This window comes from Pseudomonas sp. SST3, assembly GCF_003325755.1.
This window is the reverse complement of record NZ_QORI02000232.1, coordinates 1-1,385: the sequence shown is the minus strand read 5'-3', so window position 1 is coordinate 1,385 and position 1,385 is coordinate 1. Positions and strand designations below refer to the sequence as shown.

General features: G+C 51.9%; 1 protein-coding gene. It reads right to left on the bottom strand.

What is annotated here, in order from left to right:
• On the bottom strand, positions 1-1,385 hold a 1,385-nt coding region (locus DQ405_RS26930; RefSeq protein ID WP_168426515.1), incomplete at both ends, for a PIN domain-containing protein.

Genomic DNA, 1,385 nt, shown 5'->3' with positions numbered 1-1,385 from the left:
CGTTAGCGGTAGTGGAAGCGCGCCTAAAGCGTAGAGCACTAATGCGTGACGCCTTTGTTCGAAATCAAAAGGTGCGTTCACCATTGCTCTAAGCAAAACTGCCTGAGCATTCACTAAAGGATGGCCTTTCACATTGTGAAGAGCACCAAAAGTCCCATCCATACAGAGCCATGGAATCTTGTTGGCTATCGAGAGCTGCATCGCGTCATAAACTGAAGCGTCGACGGCATCTTTGACCGTGAATGCATCAAGCTCTTCATCATGCATGGCTGGCCGCACAACGGTAATGTTGTCCAGGATCAGGCGTAAGTTTTCAAGGACGTGAGCATCCCGCTCACGTAAGTCCGATGCTGTCGTTCGGAAAAGTCTCCCGCCATCTGTAACGCCCAGGAGCATAAAATGCTCGTCAGAGATTTCAGTGAGAAACGCCTCAAGTGTCTCTTTCGTAGTCGCAGGGACGACGAGCGAAATACCAGTATCTAGTAAGTACCCGGCAATATTTGTGACCGCTAGATAACTGATGCTGTAGGCATCAAGCACTACTGCAGTCGGTTCTGTGTCTCCTATATCGCATAGTGGCGACTTAGGGACTCGTTGGTCAGTCCAGCAGTTCATAGCTGCCTTGAAGGCATCTGATGGATACAGCGCATGACCCCGCAGGTACAACGGAATAGCCTCCATCGTCTGCAGGTTTTCGTGCCTCTCCGCACCCTTTGCCATTTTTTCTTCTAAGAAGGGAATGAGCTCGTCAGGATCAGACGGCATGTGCATCATCACGAAGCAATCACTGCCGTCGTTGTGGACGTGACGCAACGTCAATGCGATCCGAACACAGGCCACATAAGGTGGAAGACGCTCTTCCATCTTGTAGGTAGCCATGTTCAAGTTTTCGCTATCGCCCGGCGACAGCTTCTGTAACAACTGCCCTACCTGACTGGACGCCTTCAGGGTGCACTCACTACCCTCCAGTTCATCATCGACAATCAGCCGAACCAAGGTGTCACCCTCATGGGTGTACTGGACAGCCGCCAGGCATCGCTCTACAGAAGGCGAAACCTGCATGGGCTCAGTTTTCCGGTTATTAAGGCCGAAATGGAAATTAACTAGATCCATCGCATGACCGCGGGGGTCCTCAATCATCCATTTAACCCACCGGGATTCTGCTCGTTTGAAGCTACCAGCGAGTGCCAGAAAAAAGAGGATGCCCTTCACTTCGCGTGAGGGGTTCAGCAACACCGAATCCGGAATTCGCTCGTGGAATAGCCGTTGCTCTTCCAGGCTACGATAGCGGCCAAGGAGGTAGCAGCACCGGTACCAGGGATAAGGTCGCGCAGGTGCAAGTTCGATCATCGACTCACTGAACTTGATCGCTACGTCGATATCGC